The sequence below is a fragment of the Herbaspirillum huttiense genome, assembly GCF_047300815.1.
In the GTDB taxonomy this organism is placed as follows: Bacteria; Pseudomonadota; Gammaproteobacteria; order Burkholderiales; family Burkholderiaceae_D; genus Herbaspirillum; species Herbaspirillum huttiense_A.
Map to the genome: position 1 here is coordinate 1,658,512 of NZ_CP178608.1, position 19,597 is coordinate 1,678,108.

The window sequence follows — 19,597 nt, forward strand, 5'->3', positions numbered from 1 at the left end:
GGATGCGCGCATGAATATCTCGCTTCCCTTCATCAAGCGTCCCATCGCGACCACGCTGTTGACCATCGGCATTGCGCTGGCGGGCATGGTGGCCTTCCGCCTGCTGCCGGTCTCGCCGCTGCCGCAGGTGGATTACCCGACCATCTCGATCTCGGCCTCGCTGCCGGGCGCCAGCCCGGAGACCATGGCGGCCACCGTGGCCACGCCGCTGGAACGCGCCATGGGCGCGATTGCCGGCGTGACCGAGATGACCTCGACCAGCTCGCAGAACTCGACCCGCATCACCCTGCAGTTCGACCTGAACCGCGACATCGACGGTGCGGCGCGCGACGTGCAGGCCGCGCTCAATGCCGCGCGCAACCTGCTGCCCACCGGCATGCCGAGCAATCCGACCTACCGCAAGGTCAACCCGGCCGATGCGCCCATCCTGATCCTGGCCATGACCTCCGACACCATGACCCAGGGCCAGATGTATGACGCCGCTGACAGCATCGTGGCGCAGAAGCTCTCGCAGGTGCGCGGGGTGGGGCAGGTGAGCGTGGGCGGCAGTTCGCAGCCGGCGGTGCGCATCGAGCTCAATCCGACGGCGCTCAACAAATACGGTATCGGCAGCGCCGACGTGCGCACGGCCGTGGCCGCCACCAATGCCAATCGTCCCAAGGGTTTGCTGGAGGATGATGGCCGCAACTGGCAGATCTACGCCAACGACCAGGCCAAGACCGCCGCCGAATATGCGCCGCTGATCGTCTCCTACCGCAACGGCACGCCGGTGCGGGTGCAGGATGTGGCCGAGGTGCGCGACTCGGTGGCCGATGTGCGCAATGCCGGTTCTTCCAACGGCAAGCCCTCGGTACTCATCATCATCAACCGCCAGCCGGGCGCCAACATCATCGAGACGGTCGACAACGTGCGCGCCTTGCTGCCGCAGTTGCAAGCCTCGATCCCGTCGGCCATCGACATGAAGGTGGTGCTGGACCGTACCCCGACCATCCGCGCCTCGTTGAAGGAAACCGAGTTCACCCTGATGCTGTCGGTAGCGCTGGTGATCATGGTGGTGTTCCTGTTCCTGCGCAATGCGCGGGCCACGCTGATCCCGGCGGTGGCAGTTCCCGTCTCGCTGATCGGGACCTTCGGCATCATGTACCTGGCCGGATTCAGCCTCGACAATCTTTCGCTCATGGCGCTGACCATTGCCACCGGCTTCGTGGTCGATGATGCCATCGTGGTGCTGGAAAACATTTCGCGCCACATCGAAGCCGGCATGAAGCCCTACAAGGCGGCCTTGCTGGGCGCGCGCGAAGTGGGCTTCACGGTGCTGTCGATGAGCATTTCGCTCATCGCCGTCTTCATTCCCATCCTGATGATGGAGGGCATCGTCGGGCGGCTCTTCCGCGAGTTCGCCATCACCTTGTCGGTGGCCATCCTGGTCTCGCTGGTGGTGTCGCTGACGACCACGCCCATGATGTGCGCGCAGTTGCTGCGCCATGATCCCGAGGGCGATGCAGCGCGCCGCGAACGCCGCCATCCGTGGCTGCAGAAGATGGCCGACCAGAGTGCGGCCATCTTCGAGGACATGCTGCTGGCCTATGAACGCAGCCTGGCCTGGGCGCTGCGTGCTGCGCCGCTGATGATGCTGATCCTGCTGGGCACGATTGCATTGAACGTGTACTTGTACAAGGCGATTCCCAAGGGCTTCTTCCCGCAGCAGGATACCGGCCGCCTGGTCGGCGGCATCCGGGGCGACCAGGCCATTTCCTTCCAGGCCATGCGTACCAAGCTCAACGAGTTCATCGACATCGTCAAGGCCGATCCGGCCGTCTCCGATGTGGTGGCCTTCACCGGCGGGCAACGGCGCAACGGCGGCTTCATGTACGTGACGCTCAAGCCCCTTTCTGAACGAAAAGACAGTGCCGACAAGATCGTGGCGCGGCTGCGCATGAAGACCGCCAAGGTGGCCGGTGCGCGGGTGTTCCTGGTGCCGGTGCAGGACATCCGCATCGGTGCGCGGCAGAGCGATTCGCAGTATGAGTATTCGCTCAAGTCGGACGATGTGGGCCTCTTGCGCATCTGGGAGCCTAAAATCCGCCTGGCGCTGTCCAACCTGAAGGAGCTCGAAGACATCAGCACCGACCAGCAGGACAACGGCCTGCAGACCACGCTGACCATCGACCGCGAGACCGCCATGCGCGCCGGCGTCACGCCGCAGCTGATCGACTCCACCCTGTCGGACCTGTTCGGGCAGCGCCAGATTTCCACCATCTACAGCGGCATGAACCAGTACCACGTGGTGATGGAAGCGGCCCCGCAATACTGGCAGAGCCCGGAAACCCTGCGCGATACCTATGTCAGCCTGGCCGGCTCTTCCAATCTCTCGCCGACCACCTCCAGCCTCTCGACACCGCCGGCGCTGTCGGCCTCGGGCAAGCTGAACGCCAACACCGGCCTGGCGCAGACCATTTCCACGGCGGCCTCGCGCCAGATCCCGCTGGCGGCTTTCTCGCGCTTCGAGCCCACCACCACGGCACTGTCGGTCAGCCATGAGGGCCAGTTCGTGGCCTCCACGCTGTCCTTCAACCTGGCCGAGGGTGTGTCGCTGTCGCAGGCCACCGCTGCCATCGACCGCGCCATGGCGCAACTGGGCGTGCCCACCAGCGTGCTGGGCACTTTCGCGGGCACGGCCAATGCCTTCCAGTCCTCCACCTCCAGCCAGCCCATCCTGATCCTCACGGCCTTGCTGGCGGTGTATATCGTGCTGGGCATCCTCTACGAGAGCCTGATCCATCCCATCACCATCATCTCCACGCTGCCCTCGGCGGGGGTGGGCGCGCTGCTGGCGCTGATGGTGACCGGCACCGACTTCAGCCTCATTGCCCTGATCGGCGTGATCCTGCTCATCGGCATCGTCAAGAAGAACGCCATCATGATGGTCGACTTCGCCATCGATGCCGAACGCAACCGCGGGATGTCGCCGCGCGACGCCATCTTCGAAGCCTGCAAGCTGCGCTTCCGTCCCATCATGATGACCACCATGGCCGCGCTGCTGGGGGCGATCCCGCTGGCCATCGGCCACGGCGATGGTGCTGAACTGCGGCAGCCGCTGGGCATCTCGATCGTGGGCGGGCTGGTGGTGAGCCAGCTGCTCACGCTCTACACGACCCCGGTGGTGTACCTGTACATGGAACGCCTGAGTGCCTGGAGCCGCCGCCGCTTCGGCCGCAAGAACAAGACAGAAACCTCGGCGGCCTGAGGCTGCCGCCATGGAGAAACGCATGACGCAACAAGACCTGTTCAAACTCAAGCCCCTGCTGGCGGTGCTGGCAGCCAGCTTTGCGCTGGCGGCCTGCTCGGTGGGCCCCGACTACGTGCGCCCGCAGATGGACATCGGCCCGGCCGTCTTCAAGGAAGGCCAGAACTGGAAGCCGGCCCAGCCGCGCGACCTGGCGGCCGACGGCAAGTGGTGGGAAATGTTTGGCGATCCGCAATTGAATGCGCTGACCGAGCAGGTCGATATCTCCAACCAGAACCTGGCCCTGGCCGAAGCCAATTTCCGCAGCGCCGTGGCGCTGGTGCAAAGCTCGCGCTCGGCCTATTCGCCCACGCTGGCGGCCTCGGCCGGTGCGTCGCGTGGACGCTCGGGGTCCGCAGGGTCTTCCGCTTCGTCCAATTCGGTCAACACCTCGGGCAATGGTTCGGGTTCCGGCAGCGTGCGCAATTCCTACACCTTCTCGCTGACGGCCTCGTGGGAGGCGGACATCTGGGGCAAGGTGCGGCGCGATGTGGAATCCAGCCAGGCCAGCGCCCAGGCCAGCGCGGCCGACCTGGCCGGTGCGCGCCTGTCGGCGCAGGCCCAGCTGGCGCAGAACTATCTGCAATTGCGCGTGCTGGACGCCCAGCAGCAATTGCTGGAAGACACGGTGCAGGCCTACCAGCGATCGCTGCAGGTCACGCAGAACCAGTATGCCGCCGGGCTGGTGGCCAAGTCCGATGTGATCCAGGCGCAGACGCAACTGAAGTCGGCGCAGGCCTCCGCACTGGACAACGGCGTCACGCGGGCGCAGGTGGAGCATGCCATTGCGCTGCTGGTGGGCAAGACGCCGGCTGAATTCTCGCTGCCGCGCGCGCCGCTCACGGCGGTGGCCCCGCCGGTGCCGCAGGGCGTGCCATCGATGCTGCTGGAGCGCCGTCCCGATGTGGCCGCCGCCGAGCGCCGCGTGGCCTCGGCCAATGCCAAGATCGGCGTGGCCAAGGCGGCGTATTTCCCCAGCCTGACCTTGTCGGCCTCGGGTGGATATCAAAGCTCGACCTTCGCCGACTGGTTCACGCTGCCGGGACGCGTCTGGTCGCTCGGTCCGCAACTGGCGCAAACGATTTTCGATGGCGGTGCGCGCGCAGCGGCCACCGACCAGGCCATTGCCACCTATGACGGCACGGTCGCCACCTACAAGCAAACGGTGCTGACCGCCTTCCAGGAGGTGGAAGACAACCTGGCCGCGCTGCGCATCCTGGAACAGGAAGCGGCGGTGCAAGGCGAGGCCCTGCAGGCCGCACGCCAGGCCGTCACATTGGTGACCAACCAGTACAAGGCGGGGACGGTGAGCTATGTCAACGTCATCACGGCGCAGGCCACGGCGCTGTCGGCCGAGCTGACTTCATTGAGCATCCTCAACCGCCGCATGGCCGCCAGCGTGCTGCTGGCCAAGGCGCTGGGCGGGGGCTGGGACGGGCACAGCCTGGATGACATCGGACCGCTGCAACAGCAGGTGGCCGACAAGGCCAAGGGATTGAAGGACAACGCAGCGCTGCGTTGAGTTGAATTGCGTGTGTAGTCGGGTCAGGCGGTGACCAGCACCGCCGGCAGCGCGCCACGCAAGGCATTGCAGACCACGATCTCCTCTGCCGCCAACAGGTCGGCGCGGGTGATGACGGCTTCCACCGCATCCCATTGCGGATCGTCCAGCAGCACGCGCCGCATCACGCCCGGCAGGACGCCGCAAGCCAGCGGCGGCGTGCGCCAGCGGCCGCCGATCCTGACGAAGACATTGCTGCGGCCGCCTTCGGTCAGTTCATCCCGTTCATTGAAGAAGAGCTGGTCGAAGCCGCCGCGTCGTTCGGCCTCTTGCCAGGCGGCGTCGTAGCGGACGCGCTGGCTGCTCTTGTGCCGCAGGAAGAGGTCGCCGCTGTCGGTGGCGGTGTCGGCCAGGAAGACCTTGACCGGTGCGGTCAGCGGGTTCAGGGGCGCATGCTGGACCGTGATGCCGCCCTGGGCATCCAGCGCCAGCCGCAGGCGATAGGCTGTTTGGTCAGAAAGTTCAGCACAGGCCGCATCGAGCCGCAGTGCAATCGCCGTTGCATCGCAGGGATAGCCCAGCTGTGAAGCAGAATCCTTCAGGCGCGCCAGATGCAGCGCCAGATGGCGGCAGCCTGCACGGGTGGCGTGGATGGTTTCGAATAAAGTGACGCTTTGTGCCAATTCGGTGAGGAAGCCTGACTTCAACTGGCATTCCGCAAATTCGGAGGCAGCCTCGCTGTCGTAGACGATGCCTGCACCGACCCCCATCACGCCCTGGCGCACGCCATCCTGCAGCGCCTGCAATTCCAGCGTGCGGATCGGTACCGAAAGGCAGAAGTCACCGATGGCCGGACCCTCCGCACGGGGCGGCGCGAACCAGCCGATGGCACCGGTATAGAGCCCGCGCGGCTCGGTCTCCAGTTCATCGATGATCTGCATGGTGCGACGTTTGGGTGCGCCGGTAATCGATCCGCAAGGGTAGAGCGCAGCCATCGTGTCGGCCAGCGTGGCGTCGTCGCGCAGGCGGGCGCGGATGGTCGAAGTCATCTGCAGCACCTGCCCATAGCGGCGCACGTCGAACAGATGCGGTACCTGCACCGAGCCGGGGACCGCGACGCGGCCCAGGTCATTGCGCAGCAGGTCGACGATCATGAGGTTTTCTGCACGGTTCTTTTCATCGTTGGCCAGAGCGAGGGCGCGCTGGGCGTTGAGCGTGTCCGCACCTTCCTGTTCGGCCGGTACGGCGCGCGCCGTGCCCTTCATGGGCTTGGCCTTCAACGTTCCTTGCTGATGGGCGACGAACAATTCCGGCGAACACGACAGCACCATCCCACCCGCCTCATCGCGCACCAGGGCGCCATACGGCACCGGCTGGCGCGCACGCAGGCGGCGATACAAGGTGACGGGGTCGCCCAGCACGTCGAAGTGCAGGCGATAGGTGTAGTTGACCTGGTAGGTATCACCGGCCGCGATGTAATCACGGATACGGTCGATGGCTGCAGTGAAGGCGGCCTCGTCGACGCTGCTGCGCAGACGGCTGATGCCCGCGTTGTCCGATTGCACTTGGGCAGACAGCCATGCCTCCACTTCGGCGGCCGACAAATGCGCGCACTGCGCAAACAAGAGCACGCGCGCCAAGGGGCCGGAGAGCGCACGATGCGGCAAGCCCTGCAGCGCCGCGCCCAGTTCATAGCTCCACAAGGCCACGGCGTGCTGCCCTTCGGCCAAGGCCGCCTGCATCGCTTCGAGCATCGCCGGGAAGCCCGCTGCGTCAGCGCAAGCCAGCGTGCGCACATGCCCGGTGTAGAGGCGCGAGCGCGGTTCGGCCGGGCTGGCCTGGTGGTCGTCGAGGAGGGCGAAGCAATCGTTCATGAAGGGCGGTGCAAACAGAAGAGCAGGGAAGGCCGCATGGGGGCGGGATGCCGCCGGGCAAGCCGTCGCGGCGCGCCGGTGGGGCGCGGTCGGCAGCATGATAGCGTAAAAGGTATACTTGAAGGCTTGCCGGGCGGCACGCAACGTCGGTCAATTGCCGGTCAATCGCGCTGCACGCCGCCTTCGCACTTTTACTCCTCACCCTTGACGATGCCCATACCCCGCACCTTCATCATTCCCCTGATCGTCGCCTGTGCGCTGTTCATGGAACAGATGGATTCCACCGTCATCTCGACTTCCCTGCCAGCGCTGGCGCTGGACATGAACGTCGATCCGATTTCGCTCAAGCTGGCGCTGACCTCGTACCTGGTCTCGCTGGCGGTCTTCATTCCCATTTCCGGCTGGATGGCCGACCGTTTCGGCTCGCTCACCATCTTCCGCACGGCCATCTGCGTGTTCATGCTGGGCTCCATCCTGTGCGGGGCCTCCTCGAGCTTGCCGCAATTCGTGGCCGCGCGTTTCCTGCAGGGCATCGGCGGGGCCATGATGGTGCCGGTCGGACGGCTGGTGATCCTGCGCAGCGTGGAGAAGGTCAACCTGGTCAAGGCGCTGTCCTATCTCACCATTCCGGCCCTGTTCGGTCCCGTGCTGGGGCCGCCGTTGGGCGGCTTCATCACGACCTATTTCCATTGGCGCTGGATCTTCTTCATCAACATTCCCATCAGCATCCTCGGTCTGTATCTCGCTACGCGCTTCATTCCGGACCTGAAGGCGGAACAGGTTTCTCGGCTGGACATCGTCGGCTTTCTCCTCTCGGCGCTGGGTTGCTCGCTGCTGATGATGGGACTGGCGACGTCGGGCCGTCACCTGGTCTCGGGCGATATCTCGCTTGCCTGCGTGGTAGCCGGCGTGCTCTTCCTCTGTGCCTACGTTTGGCACGCGCGCCGCGCCACGGCACCGCTGATCGACCTGGCGCTGCTGAAGATTCCCACGCTGCGGGCTGGTGTCTTCGGCGGCTCGCTGTATCGGGTGGGCATCGGGGCCATTCCCTTCCTGCTGCCGCTGATGCTGCAGCTGGGCTTTGGCTATACGCCTTTCCATTCGGGCCTGCTGACCTGCGCTTCGGCTGCGGGTGCGATGTTCATGAAGACCATCGCCGCACGCTTCCTGCGCCGCTACGGTTTTCGCCGGGTGCTGCTGGTCAATGGCGCGCTGGGCGTGCTGGGCTTGTGGGCGCTGGCCACCTTCACGCCGCAGACGCCTTATCTTGTCATGCTCATCATCCTGCTGGTCGGTGGCTGTTTCCGTTCGCTGCAGTTCACCAGCCTCAATGCGATTTCCTATGCCGATGTCGACAAGGTCCGCCTGAGCCAGGCCACCAGCATGGCCAGCGTGGCGCAGCAGTTGTCGATCGGCATGGGTGTGGTGCTGGCAGGTTTCGCGCTGCAGATGTCCAACGAGATCCAGGGCCATGCCACGCTGGTGGCGCAGGACTTCTGGCCGGCCTTCCTGGTGGTGGGGGCAGTGTCGGCGCTGGCCCTGCTGATGCTGCGCCAGTTGCCCCCCAATGCCGGAGCCGAGATGGCCGGGCAGCAAGAGAACAAGCCGGCCTGACAGCCTGACCAGGCCCACGTATAACGAGGAGAACCATGCAGCCCATGACGTACAAGTCCCTGTGGTTTCCGCTGGGCGCGGTCCTGATCTGGGCCGGCAATACCGTCATCAGCAAGATGTCTGCGGGCGTGATTGCGCCGGAAGATATTTCCTTCTATCGCTGGGTGCTGGCGGCGCTGCTGATGTCGCCTTTCCTGGCGCGCCCGACCTGGGCGGCACGCGCGCAGATCCGCCCCTATCTGGGCAAGATCCTGGTACTGGCCTTGCTGGGCATGGTGCTGTTCCAGAGCCTGGCGTATTTCGCGGCGGCGACGGCCTCGGCTACCAGCATGGGCATCATCGCTTCGCTCATGCCCTTGCTCACGCTGGTGCTGAGCATCAAGCTGCTCTCTGAACCGCCGACGGTCGGCACCCTGGCTGGCGGCATCCTCTCCCTCTTCGGACTGGCGGTGCTGATCGGGCGTGGCCATCCGCTGGCACTGTTCGACCAGGGCGTGGTCACGGGCGACCTGCTCATGCTGCTGGCCACCATCGCCTACGGCCTCTATGGTGTCATGCTGCGCCGCTGGGCGCTGCCGCTGCGCACCTGGCAACTGCTGTACATGCAGGTGTTGATGGCGGTGGTGCTGCTCTTTCCCGGCTATGTGCTGGGCCATCATTCGCCGCTCACGCGCGAGAACCTGCCCATCCTGCTCTATGCGGGCATTGCCGCCTCCATCCTGTCGCAGTTCCTGTGGATGCGCGGGGTGCAGTATCTGGGGGCAAGCCGCTGTTCCATTTTCGTGAACCTGATGCCGGTCTTCACTGTCATCATTGCGGTGGTGGCGCTGGGCGAGCAATTGCACGGCTATCACGCCATCGGTGGGCTCATCACGCTGGCCGGCGTGATCATGGCCCAGGTCTTCAAGCAGCGCCTGCGCTGGCGTACCGGCTGATCTTACAAGAACAGGAACAGGAAAGAGACATGATCGATCCCGCCATGATCGTCAACTGCACGGTCTACAAGAAGGGCAAGAAGCTGCGCGACATCAGCCTCGATGAAATCAGCGACGTGCTGGAAGAAGAGGGCACCTTCGTCTGGCTGGGCTTGCTGGAGCCCAACGTCGAGCTGATGAACAAGATCAAGGAAGAATTCTGCCTGCACGAACTGGCCGTGGAAGACGCTTATGCTGCCCACCAGCGGCCCAAGATCGAGGAATACGGCGACACCCTCTTCGTGGTGCTGCACACGGCCCAGCTGGCCGGTGGCGAAGTGCTCTTCGGCGAAACCCACATCCTGACCGGCCCGCGCTTCGTGGTCACGGTGCGCCATGGCGCCTCGCGCAGCTATGCCAAGGTGCGCGAGCACTGCGAGATGCTGCCCGAGCGCCTGATGCGCGGCCCCAGCTTCGTGCTCTATTCCATCATGGACTTCGTGGTCGACAACTATCGTCCCATCATGGACGACCTGGAAACCAAGTTCAGCCAGTACGAGGAACAGCTCTTCAATCCCGGCGCCCTCAGCGGCAAGGCCTACCTGCAGGAGCTGTACCAGCTGAAGCGCCAGCTGATCCGCCTGCGCTCGGCGGCCACGCCGCTGCTGGACGTGTGTACCCAGCTGCTGCGCTTCCATGAAGGCTTGATCACCAAGGAAGGCAAGGCCTACTTCCGCGACATCTACGACCACGTGGTGCGCTTCATCGATACCGGCGACCGCCTGCGTGAAATGGTGGAGTCGGCCGTGCAGATTAACCTGGCCCAGGTCACCATCCACCAGAACGAGATCGTGCAGACCCTGGCCGGCTGGGGTGCCATCCTGGCCATCCCGACCATGATCTTCAGCCTCTACGGCATGAACTTCGCCCACATGCCAGGGCTGTCCTGGCAATGGAGCTTCCCACTGGTGCTGGGCGGCATCATCACCGCCTGCACGCTGCTGTGGCGGCGTTTGCGCAAGGCGGGCTGGCTTTAGTACGGCGCGCTTTCAACTCCGTTTGTAAGACCTCCGGCGGGTGCGGCAATATGTCGCACCCGCCGGCTCGTTTGTGCCGATACACTGCTGGCCCCATCTCCTGCGGCCAACATTTTGTCTGCGCAAGACGGACTCGCGTCCTGAATGCGATCCATTCTTCTTGATAATTGCAACAAAGTTGCATTAGAATCCCGCCCTGACCGCGCACGACGGTCACTCCATCGCGGTCAGGCAGCCACGTACCCAGCCGCAGCACAACGACATCACAAGGGAAAAGATGAAAATGACCGCACTGCGGGCGGCCGTGCTGGGCGCACTCGCCATGGGCCAGAGCCAGCAACTGGCCTGGAGCGCTGATAACGACGCCAGCGCCGACAAGGGCCTGGGGCAGGTAGTGGTCACCGGCGCCGGTGAACGCCAGCAATACCGCCAGAGCACCACTTCCAGCGCCACCCGTACCGAGACCCCGCTGCAGGAACTGCCGCAGTCAGTGCAGGTGGTCTCGCGCCAATTGATGGATGACCTGGGTGCCACGCGCCTGGATGATGTGCTGCTGTACGTCAGCGGCGTGGCCAGGCAGAACAACTTCGGCGGGCTGTGGGACAACTACTCGATCCGTGGATTTTCCGGCAGCGAGAATGGCGGCATGAATATTCTCTGGAATGGTTTTGCCTCCAATCGCGGCTATGCGCCCCCGCGCGATACCGCCAACGTCGAGAGCATCGATTTCCTCAAGGGGCCGGCCGCAGCGCTGTATGGCAACAGCGAGCCGGGCGGCACCATCAACGTGGTCACCAAGAAGCCGCAGTTCAAGGCGGCCAATTCGCTGGATCTGTCAGTGGACAGCCGGGGCGGCTACCGCAGCGCGGTCGACTCCACCGGTGCGCTCAACAGCGAGGTGGCGTATCGCCTCAACGCGGCCCTGGAGCACAAGAACAGCTTCCGTGACAACGTCAGCAGCGACCGCGAATTTCTGGCACCAGCTTTTACCTGGGTGCTCAGCGAGCGCACCATCCTGAACTATGAAGGCGAATACCTGCGCCAGAAGGCCCCGCTGGATCGCGGCATCGTGGCCGTCAACGGCAATCTGGGCGTGCTGCCGGTCTCGCGCTTCCTGGGCGAGCCGCGCGACGGCGACATCAAGATGCAGAACGCCAACCACCTGCTGACGCTGGAGCATCGCCTGGACGACAACTGGCATCTGCGCACCGGCGTATTCCACAAGGATGGCACGCTGGATGGCTACTCCACCGAAGCCACGGCCCTGCAGGCCGACAACGCCACCCTGCGCCGCCAGCGCCGCTACCGCGATTACAGCTGGCACGACACGTCGCTGCAGGCGGAACTGGGCGGCAAGCTGCAGACCGGGGGCATACAGCATGAAGTGCTGGTGGGCACGGAAGTGGACTGGCTGACGCTGGATCAGCGCATGCTGCGGGTGAACCCTAGCGGCGTTGCACCCTACGCAGTCAACATCTACAACCCGGTCTACGGCCAGCCGCAGCCTACGCCCGCGCCCAACACCGATACCAGCGAACGCCAGATCAGTACCGCGCTCTACCTGCAGGACCAGGTCAGTCTCGGCGATCGCTGGAAATTGCTGGCCGGCCTGCGTGCCGACGGCTTCCGCTCCACACTCAACAACCTGCGCACCGGGGCCACCACCCGCCAGGACAAGACCGCCTATTCCCCGCGCCTGGGCCTGACCTACCTGTTCACGCCTGCGTGGTCAGCCTACGTCAGCGCCAGCAAATCCTTCCGTCCCAACAGCGGCAGCGATGTCAGCGGCAATGCCTTCAACCCCGAGACCTCGCGCGCCGCCGAAATCGGCCTGAAGTTCCAGAGCGAGGACCAGCGCAGCGGCGCCACGCTGGCCGTCTTCGACATCACCAAGCAGAACGTGCTGACCACCGATCCGGCCAATGCGTCCTTCTCGATTGCCGCCGGCGAAGTGCGCAGCAAGGGCGTGGAACTCGATGCCAATGCACGCCTGGGCCACCACTGGCGGCTCACCGGCAACCTGGCTTATACCGACGCCTACGTCAGCAAGGACAACACCCTGGCGGTGGGTTCGCGGCTGATCAACGTGCCGCGTGTATCGGGAAGTGTACTGGCGGTGTTTGAAGATGCGTCCGCAAGTGGCTCGCCCTACGGTATCGGTGGTGGCCTGAACTACGTGGGCAACCGTACCGGTGACCAGGCCGGCAGTTTCAAGCTGCCCGCCTACGTGACGGCGCGTGCCCTGGCTTACTGGCAGTTCACGCCCAAGATGAAGCTGTCGCTGGACGTGAACAACCTCTTCAACAAGCGTTATTACAGCAGCTCCTACAGCAATGTGTGGATCATGCCGGGCGATGAGCGTACCGCCACGCTGGCGCTCAACGTCAAGTTCTGAAGGAGCGCCACTTGGCTTGTCCACCCCCCGCGCCACGCAGGCGCGCCTTGCTGGCGCTGCTGGCAGCCACCCCCTGGCCGCTGGCCTGGGCGCATGGCGATGACGCGGCCGGGCCCCATTCCCATGCCATCACCCAGGCAGGCAGCGATGTCCTGACCGTGGTCGGCCCGTGGGAGATGACCGGGCTCGACCCTTCGCGCTCCGGCTACATGTTTGCCCGCATGGAGGTCGTGCAGACCCTGCTGGAGGTCGATGATGCCGGCCAGTTGCAACCGGGCCTGGCCACGAGCTGGCAGGTCAGCGCCGATGGCCTGCAATGGCGCTTTGCGCTGGCACGTGCACGGCGCTACCACGATGGCAGCGAAGTCACGCCCGCCAGCATCCTGGCCTGCCTGCAGCGCGCCGCTGTCCGGCCAGGTGTACTGCAACTGGCAGGGATCACCGGCATGGCTGTACAGCAAAGTGAACTGGTACTGTCCCTGCGCCAGCCCTTTGGTCCGCTGCCTTACCTGCTCACGCATTACTCCACCCAGATCCTGGCCCCGGCCAGTTTCGATGCGCGGGGCAATGTGGTCGCCATTCTCGGTACGGGGCCGTTTCGCATCAAGTCGATCAGCCTGCCGCAGCAGTTTGATGTCGAACGGGTGGAGGCCGCGCCGGGCAGGGCAGTGCAGCGGGCCCGCTACATCAGCGTCTCGCGCGCGGAAACGCGCACGCTGCTGGTCCAGAGCGGGCAGGCCGACCTGGCCTTCTCGCTGGATCCGCCCAGCATCCGCGCGCTGCAGGACAGTCCCCGTGCCGTGCTGCTGTCGGCCATGCTGCCGCGCACGACCATCCTCAAGCTCAACGCCGGCCATCCCTTCCTGGCCGATGTGCGGGTGCGCCGCGCCATCTCCCTGTGCATCGAGCGCGAGGGCATCGCGCGTGCCCTGCTGCGCGATGCTGACCTGGGGGCCACGCAATTGCTGCCGCCGTCGCTGGCGCGCTGGCATGACACTCGCCTGGCGCCCCTGCATACCGATCTGAAGCAGGCGCGCCGCCTGCTGGAAGAAGCCGGCTGGCGTCTCAGTGCCGATGGCACGCGCTGGAAGGATGGCCAGAGGCTGGAACTGGCGCTGACCACCTTCGTCGATCGTCCCGAGCTGCCGCTGATCGCCACGGCCCTGCAGGAAGAGATGCGCCAGATCGGCATTGCGGTGCGCGTCACCATCGGCAATTCCAGCGACATTCCCGCCGGCCATCGCAGCGGCCAGTTGCAGCTGGCGCTGGCCGCGCGCAATTACGGCAACCTGCCCGACCCGGTGGCCAGTCTCCTGCAGGATTTCGGCCCGCAGGGCGGCGACTGGGGCGCCATGGGCTGGCGCAATGAGGAAGTGCCGGCCTTGCTGGCCCGTCTGGCGGCCATGCCGGCCGGCAGCACCGACAGCGGCCGCGCCGAACGCGCGCGCATCGTGGCGGTGCTGCAAGAGCAGTTGCCGGTAATCCCGGTGGTCTGGTATCGCCAGACCTGCGCCGTCAGCCGCCGCCTGCGCGGTGCCAGCATCGATCCCTTTGAACGTAGTTACCGCATCGCTTCCCTGCAATGGACCTGACCCGCCTCCTGAGCTTACCTCCGGCCACGCGCCGGCAACTGGCCAGCGCCCTGGGCCAGCGCCTGCTGCAAGCGGCGCTGGTGGCGCTCTTGGTCGGCACGCTGTGCTTCTTCATGACGCGCCTGCTGCCCGGCGACATGGCCTATCGCATCGCCGCCGGCCGCTATGGCTACGACATGGTGACCACGGAAGCGGCCCTGGCCGTGCGCGCCGAGCTGGGCCTGGATCAACCCTGGTTCATGGCCTTGAGCCAGTGGTGGAGCCGCCTGCTGCATCTGGACCTGGGCGTGTCGCAAGTGACGGCGCTGCCGGTGCTGGTGGAAATCACGCATCAGCTCGGCCCCACGCTGCGCCTGTCTTTCCTGGCGATGGTGCTGTCGCTGCTGATCGGCCCGACCCTGGGCGTGCTGGCGGGGCTGCATCCCGGTGGCTGGCTGGACCGCGCCACGCTGGCCGTGTCGGTGTTGTTGCGGGCCTTGCCGTCTTTCCTGCTGGGACTGGTGCTGGTGCTGCTGTTCTCGGTGCAATTGGGCGCCTTGCCGGCGGCCGGGCACACCGACCACGGCGGCATCCTGCTGCCGGCACTGACGCTGGCCTTGGGGCTGGCGGCGGTGTCCTGCCGGGTGGCGCGCGATGCGATGGTGCAGGTGCGGGGCTCGGAGTATTTCGCTTTTGCGCTGACCAAGGGGCTCACGCCCGCGCAGGCCTTGCTGCGCCATGGCGTGCGCAACGTGGCTGCACCTGTCACGGCCTACCTGGGCGTGCAGCTGGTGATGCTGGTCGAAGGCGTGGTGCTGGTGGAAACCATCTTCGCCTGGCCGGGCATCGGCCACGCGCTGGTGCATGCCATCTTCGGGCGGGACGTGCCGATGATCCAGGGCACGGCGCTGGTGCTGGGTTTGCTCTTCGTTCTCTTCAACGCGCTGGTCGATGCCGCCTGCGCCTTCATCGATCCGCGTCGCCAACCATGAGCCTGTCTTCCGATTATTTGCTTGAGCCCGAGGCGCGGCGCCGGAGCTGCGCACAGATCGCAGGCGGGCTGCTGCTGGTGCTGATCGTGCTGTTCGCCTGGCTGGGGCCCTTGCTGATCGATGCCGATCCGGCGCGCCAGCAACTGGCGCGCTTTCTGGAAGCGCCCAGCCTGGACCATCCGCTGGGCTATGACCAGTTGGGCCGCGACATGCTGGCGCGACTGCTCCATGGCACCCGGCTGTCCCTGTCGCTGGCGGTGGTGAGCGTGCTCTCGGCAGCCATTCCGGGCGTGCTCATCGGTTTGCTGGCGGCCTGGTGCGGCGGCTGGATCGAGCGCGTGCTGGCGGCCTTCGCGGACGCCGTGCTGGCCTTGCCGGGCCTGCTGCTGGTGCTGTTGCTGGCGGCGTTTGCGCCGGGCGGGTTCTGGCCGCTCTATGTCGGCATTTCGCTGGCCTTGTGGGTGGAGTATTTCCGCGTGGTGCGGGCGGCCAGCCGCATCCTGCTGGCCAGCCCGCAGGTGGAAGCCTCGCGCTTGCTGGGCTTCGGTCCCGGCTACATCGTGCGGCGCCACCTGCTGCCGGCGCTGCTGCCGCGCCTGTTCACGCTGATGCGCTTCGGGCTGGCGGGGGCGGTGCTGGCGATGTCGGCACTGGGTTTCGTCGGCGTCGGCTTGCAGCCGCCCACGCCGGAACTGGGCGTGATGATGATCGAATTGCTGCCCTATTACCGCGAGGCGCCATGGCTGCTGGGTGCGCCGGTAGGGGTACTGTTCCTCACCTTGCTGGGTTTGCTGTTGTTGTCACCGCAGAAGGGGCAGGCATGAACACACTTTCCGACCATGCGGCGTTGCGCGTGCAGGACCTGTCCGTCTGGCACGGCCAGAGCGCGCTGGTGCAGGGCATCGATTTTTCCATTGCGCGCGGCGGGGTGATGACCCTGCTGGGCGAGAGCGGTTCGGGCAAGTCGCTGCTGGCCCAGGCCATCATGGGCAATCTGCCGGCCAGCCTGCGCAGCAGCGGCCAGATCGAGATCAATGGTGAGCGCAGTGATGCGGCCGATGCCGCCCTGCGCCAGCGCGGCTGGGGACGGCGCATTGCGCTCCTGCCGCAGGAACCCTGGCTGGCGCTGGACCCGACCATGAAAGTGGCGCGCCAGGTGGCCGAAACCTATGAACTGGTCAGCCATCCCGCCGCCGATACCCAGGACGAGAGCCTGCGCGCCGCACGCAAAGAAGCGCACACCTTGGCCGCGCAGGCACTGGCCAGCCTTGGGCTGGCGGATGCGGCCGACAAGTATCCCTTCATGATCTCGGGCGGCATGGCCCAGCGCGTGGCCTTCCTGGCCACGCATGCGGCCGGTGCGCCCTTGTTGATCATCGATGAACCGACCAAGGGGCTGGATGCCGACCGGCGCGGCGAGGTACTGGCCTTGCTGCAGACGGCGCAGCAGCAGGGCATGAGCCTGCTGTGCATCACCCACGATGTATGGCTGGCGCGTGCCTTGGGCGGAGAGTTGGCCGTGATGCTGGAGGGCCGCATGGTCGAGCGCGGCCCGGCCGATGTGCTGCTGGCCCAGCCTCGCCATGCCTATACGCGCAAGCTGCTGGAGGCTGATCCGGCATGCTGGGCGCAGCCAAGGGCGCAAGCGGTGGCCAGCCCGCCGTCGCCGGTGGTCGTTGAGGTCAGCGATGTGGCCAAATCCTTCGGCCAGCAGCAGCTCTTCAGCGGCATCAGCACCCGCCTGCATGCCGGCGAAATCGTGGCCGTCAGCGGGCCCAGCGGGGCCGGCAAGACGACCTTCGGCAATATCGTGCTGGGCCTGCTGGCGCCCGATGCAGGGCAGGTGAAGCGTGGCGCCGGGCTGTCCCGCACCGCCTTCCAGAAGATCTACCAGGATCCTGCAGCGGCCTTCGCGCCCGCCGTCACGCTGCGTCAATCGCTGCGCGATCTGGTGCGATTGCATGGGCTGGACTGGCAGCAGCTGGAAAGCTTGCTGGCGCGCATGCGCGTCTCGCTGGCCCTGCTGGAGCGCTTGCCGCGCCAGGTCTCGGGCGGCGAGTTGCAGCGCATTGCGCTGGCGCGCGTGCTGCTCATGCGTCCGGCCCTCATCTTTGCCGATGAGCCGACTTCGCGCCTGGATCCGCTCACGCAGCAGGAGGTCATGGCGCTGCTGGTGGAACACGCCAGGCAAGCAGGCAGCGCGGTGCTGCTGGTGACCCATGACGTGGATATCGTGCGGTGCGTGGCGGACCGGCGCCTGCTGCTGGGGCCGGCGCACGAACCGGCCTGAGCGGTTCAGGGGCCGGCTGCCTGGCTGTCTTCGTGGCTGAAGCCGACCGCCGAGAGCTGGCCCCCCAGCAGCACGCTGGTCCATTTACCCTGGGCCGAACTGGCCCCCTCCGGCAGCAGCATGTAGGACAGGCTTTTGAGCCCGCAATACTGTTCCAGGTAATCGCGTGCATGCGCCATGCGGGCGCGCAGTTGCGGGATGCTGTCCTGCTGGCCTGGCCCTAGCGGCAGGAATTCAAAGACCACTTCCGGATGCAGGAATTCGGTCAGGTGCAGGATGACCTGCTCGGCGTCCGACGCTTCGGTGCTGAATTCATGGTGGGCTGGCGTTTCTTCGTCGCGCAGCTGGTAGCGGATCAGGCAGCGCATCGTTCACCTCAGGCCAGGATAGTCGGGGATGACGGACAAGCGTGGATAGTCGTGCTGGATGGCGCGGTCGCGCCCCTGCTCCTTGGCGCGATAGAGGGCCGCATCGGCGGTATCGATCAGTTCGCGGGCATCGACCTGCGCGCCCTTGCCGCTGGCCAGGCTGGCCGCGCCCACGCTGATGGTGACGTGGCCCACCGAGCTGCCTTCATGCGGGATATCCAACGCACGCACCGCCTGCACCAGGCGGTTGGAAATCGCATTGGCACTGGCGGCATTGCAGTTGGGCAGGATCAGCGCGAATTCCTCGCCGCCGTAGCGCGCCACGATGTCGCCCTGGCGGCGCGCCACGCCGTTGAGGGCGGCAGCCACTTGCTTGAGGCAGATGTCGCCGGCGGCATGGCCGTAGGTATCGTTGTAGCGTTTGAAGTGGTCCACATCCACCATGATCAGCGAGAGCGATTCGCCGGAACGGTTCAGGCGCGCCAGCTCGGCCGTCAGGGCGGCATCGAAGTAGCGGCGGTTGAAGACGTCGGTCAGGCCATCCTTCTGCGACTGCGCCTCCAGGGTGCGATAGAGCCGCTCCAGTTCGGTACGGGCCGTGATGGCTTCCAGTTCGGCATTTTCGCGCCCGGCCACTTGCGCCACCAGCCGGTTGCCGCCAAAGCCGATGATGACCAGCAGCAGCATCACTGCCACGCCACGGATCCAGACGCGCCGTGTCCAGTCTTCCAGCACGTCATCCTTGGACAGGGCCACTGCCACGAAGAGGGGATAGAGGTTGCAGCGCTGGAAGCTGGTCAGGCGCACGATGTCGTCGCGCAAGGAACGCATCTCGAAGCTGCCCTGATCCGCCCGGCTCAGGTATTGGGTCAGCAGCACCGACTTGGAGAGGTCCAGTCCGATCGAATCGCTCAGCAGCGGCTGGCGATAGATCAGGCTGCCTTCGGTGAGGCCGAACAGGATGGCGCCATCACGGCCGATGGCAAATTGTTCGTAGTAGCGCTGGAAGTGCGACAGATCCACGTCGGCCACCACGACCCCGGCAAAGCTGCCGTCGGCATGGTTCACGCGCCGGCTCATGGTCACGATCCACTGGCCGGTGGTACGGCTGCGCATGGGCTTGCCGATGTAGGCCAGGTCGCTGCGCACGCGCTGGTGGTGCACGAAGTAGTCATCCTGGATGTAGCGATGTTCCAGCGTGGACTGCGAGGTGCCGATGGACAGGCCCGCTTCGTCGTACACCGACAGGCTGGCCAGCTGCGGCACGGCCGCCACCGAGGCCACCATGAAGTCGTGCGTACGCTGGCGACCCGCTACGCCGGGGCCGTCATATTCCATGTGCTCCTGGATGCCCAGCAGCACCACGTCGATTTCCTTGAAGGACTGGTCGGCATGCTGGGTCAGGGCCAGGGCCATGTTGGAGGCGTTGCGAATGGCCTCGTCCCCGGCCACCTCATAGGCCCGCCAGGCCGACCAGGCCTCCAGCACCACGATGATGAGACAGACCACGACCACGAACAGCTTGGCTGTCCTGGATGCGCGCTGAATTCTATGTTCTGGCATGTTGTCGCTTTCCCCCGGAAACGGCTTTGCCCCCCGGCGCCTTTGTTGCCCTGTTGCATTGTTATGTCAGCTCTTGGGCGCGTCTATCAGGGATGTCCTGAACTTGTGTGGAGATTAACAGAATTCCCCCCTCGCAAGGGCAAGCTCGGCACCAGGCGCGCAAGCCCTGGCGCCATTGCCTGCCGGCATCGC

The 19,597-nt window shown here is 65.6% G+C and carries 13 protein-coding genes; 10 read left to right on the top strand and 3 right to left on the bottom strand.

Annotated elements, in window-relative coordinates:
• Positions 1-10 precede the first annotated feature (10 nt).
• Positions 11-3,247, top strand: a complete 3,237-nt coding sequence (locus tag ACLRDN_RS07525) for an efflux RND transporter permease subunit (protein ID WP_413459625.1) — start codon at positions 11-13, stop codon at positions 3,245-3,247.
• A gap of 22 nt (positions 3,248-3,269) precedes the next feature.
• Positions 3,270-4,808 (top strand): efflux transporter outer membrane subunit, encoded by a 1,539-nt coding sequence (locus ACLRDN_RS07530; RefSeq protein ID WP_413459626.1) that lies wholly within the window; start codon positions 3,270-3,272, stop codon positions 4,806-4,808.
• Between the two features lie 23 nt (positions 4,809-4,831).
• Here the strand turns inward: ACLRDN_RS07530 and pabB are convergent, their stop codons facing one another.
• Positions 4,832-6,661, bottom strand: a complete 1,830-nt coding sequence (pabB, locus tag ACLRDN_RS07535; RefSeq protein WP_413459627.1) for an aminodeoxychorismate synthase component I — start codon at positions 6,659-6,661, stop codon at positions 4,832-4,834.
• Positions 6,662-6,814: 153 nt separating this feature from the next.
• On the opposite strand from pabB, the gene ACLRDN_RS07540 reads away from it, so the two are divergent.
• The 8 genes from ACLRDN_RS07540 (at position 6,815) to ACLRDN_RS07575 (ending at position 17,474) form a co-directional block, all read left to right on the top strand.
• Positions 6,815-8,275, top strand: coding sequence for a DHA2 family efflux MFS transporter permease subunit (locus tag ACLRDN_RS07540; RefSeq protein WP_413460359.1), 1,461 nt, complete (start codon positions 6,815-6,817; stop codon positions 8,273-8,275).
• 44 nt (positions 8,276-8,319) lie between these two features.
• The gene (locus tag ACLRDN_RS07545) at positions 8,320-9,210 is read left to right on the top strand and encodes a DMT family transporter (protein ID WP_186450227.1); all 891 of its coding nucleotides are present in this window, start codon (positions 8,320-8,322) and stop codon (positions 9,208-9,210) included.
• Between the two features lie 29 nt (positions 9,211-9,239).
• Positions 9,240-10,226 (top strand): magnesium and cobalt transport protein CorA, encoded by a 987-nt coding sequence (locus tag ACLRDN_RS07550; protein WP_088756714.1) that lies wholly within the window; start codon positions 9,240-9,242, stop codon positions 10,224-10,226.
• Positions 10,227-10,503: 277 nt separating this feature from the next.
• The gene (locus tag ACLRDN_RS07555; protein ID WP_413459628.1) at positions 10,504-12,621 is read left to right on the top strand and encodes a TonB-dependent siderophore receptor; all 2,118 of its coding nucleotides are present in this window, start codon (positions 10,504-10,506) and stop codon (positions 12,619-12,621) included.
• An 11-nt stretch (positions 12,622-12,632) separates the two neighbouring features.
• Complete coding sequence (locus tag ACLRDN_RS07560) at positions 12,633-14,213, top strand: ABC transporter substrate-binding protein (RefSeq protein ID WP_413459629.1); 1,581 nt, start codon at positions 12,633-12,635, stop codon at positions 14,211-14,213.
• Complete coding sequence (locus ACLRDN_RS07565) at positions 14,204-15,184, top strand: ABC transporter permease (RefSeq protein WP_413459630.1); 981 nt, start codon at positions 14,204-14,206, stop codon at positions 15,182-15,184. Before ACLRDN_RS07560 ends, ACLRDN_RS07565 begins: the two co-directional genes overlap by 10 nt.
• Entirely contained in the window at positions 15,181-16,008 is an 828-nt protein-coding gene (locus tag ACLRDN_RS07570; RefSeq protein ID WP_413459631.1) for an ABC transporter permease, read from the top strand. Before ACLRDN_RS07565 ends, ACLRDN_RS07570 begins: the two co-directional genes overlap by 4 nt.
• On the top strand, positions 16,005-17,474 hold the full coding sequence (locus ACLRDN_RS07575; protein WP_413459632.1) for an ABC transporter ATP-binding protein: 1,470 nt from the start codon (positions 16,005-16,007) through the stop codon (positions 17,472-17,474). Before ACLRDN_RS07570 ends, ACLRDN_RS07575 begins: the two co-directional genes overlap by 4 nt.
• 5 nt (positions 17,475-17,479) lie before the next feature.
• Here the strand turns inward: ACLRDN_RS07575 and ACLRDN_RS07580 are convergent, their stop codons facing one another.
• Positions 17,480-17,842 (bottom strand): hypothetical protein, encoded by a 363-nt coding sequence (locus ACLRDN_RS07580; RefSeq protein WP_413459633.1) that lies wholly within the window; start codon positions 17,840-17,842, stop codon positions 17,480-17,482.
• A 3-nt stretch (positions 17,843-17,845) separates the two neighbouring features.
• Entirely contained in the window at positions 17,846-19,405 is a 1,560-nt protein-coding gene (locus ACLRDN_RS07585; protein WP_413459634.1) for a diguanylate cyclase, read from the bottom strand.
• Positions 19,406-19,597 lie beyond the last annotated feature (192 nt).

What these genes read in the sequence shown, in the direction of transcription:
- ACLRDN_RS07580 (WP_413459633.1), bottom strand. Translation starts at nt 17,842, where the DNA reads ATGCGCTGCCTGATCCGCTACCAGCTGCGCGACGAAGAAACGCCAGCC.
- ACLRDN_RS07555 (WP_413459628.1), top strand. Translation starts at nt 10,504, where the DNA reads ATGAAAATGACCGCACTGCGGGCGGCCGTGCTGGGCGCACTCGCCATG.
- ACLRDN_RS07585 (WP_413459634.1), bottom strand. Translation starts at nt 19,405, where the DNA reads ATGCCAGAACATAGAATTCAGCGCGCATCCAGGACAGCCAAGCTGTTC.
- ACLRDN_RS07575 (WP_413459632.1), top strand. Translation starts at nt 16,005, where the DNA reads ATGAACACACTTTCCGACCATGCGGCGTTGCGCGTGCAGGACCTGTCC.
- pabB (WP_413459627.1), bottom strand. Translation starts at nt 6,661, where the DNA reads ATGAACGATTGCTTCGCCCTCCTCGACGACCACCAGGCCAGCCCGGCC.
- ACLRDN_RS07530 (WP_413459626.1), top strand. Translation starts at nt 3,270, where the DNA reads ATGACGCAACAAGACCTGTTCAAACTCAAGCCCCTGCTGGCGGTGCTG.
- ACLRDN_RS07525 (WP_413459625.1), top strand. Translation starts at nt 11, where the DNA reads ATGAATATCTCGCTTCCCTTCATCAAGCGTCCCATCGCGACCACGCTG.
- ACLRDN_RS07565 (WP_413459630.1), top strand. Translation starts at nt 14,204, where the DNA reads ATGGACCTGACCCGCCTCCTGAGCTTACCTCCGGCCACGCGCCGGCAA.
- ACLRDN_RS07545 (WP_186450227.1), top strand. Translation starts at nt 8,320, where the DNA reads ATGACGTACAAGTCCCTGTGGTTTCCGCTGGGCGCGGTCCTGATCTGG.
- ACLRDN_RS07550 (WP_088756714.1), top strand. Translation starts at nt 9,240, where the DNA reads ATGATCGATCCCGCCATGATCGTCAACTGCACGGTCTACAAGAAGGGC.
- ACLRDN_RS07570 (WP_413459631.1), top strand. Translation starts at nt 15,181, where the DNA reads ATGAGCCTGTCTTCCGATTATTTGCTTGAGCCCGAGGCGCGGCGCCGG.